General features: G+C 52.9%; 1 pseudogene. It reads right to left on the reverse strand.

Features of this window, described 5'->3' with window-relative positions:
• Positions 1 to 195: pseudogene (locus HJY11_RS13835) on the reverse strand (S8 family peptidase); the annotation flags it as partial.
• Positions 196 to 227 lie beyond the last annotated feature (32 nt).

The following is a 227-nucleotide window of genomic DNA, read 5'->3' on the forward strand; positions in this document are numbered from 1 at the left end:
CAAAGGAATGTTCCGCTCCTCTCCCTCTCTTAGAAACCCCGACGCATGACCAGCCTCAGCTCCCTCGTTTCCCGTTCCTACGCTGATGAGTGTTCGACCCGTCTCTGCCGCCGCGTCCAGAAACCGTTCCGGCAGGGAGGTGCCATTATGAGATCCGTATGTATTTCCGAAACTGATATTGATGGACACCGGCATCCGAAGTTCTTCTGCTTTCTTTACGATATAGT

The sequence above is a fragment of the Bittarella massiliensis (ex Durand et al. 2017) genome (assembly GCF_017566145.1).
Classification (GTDB): Bacteria; Bacillota; Clostridia; order Oscillospirales; family Ruminococcaceae; genus Bittarella; species Bittarella massiliensis_A.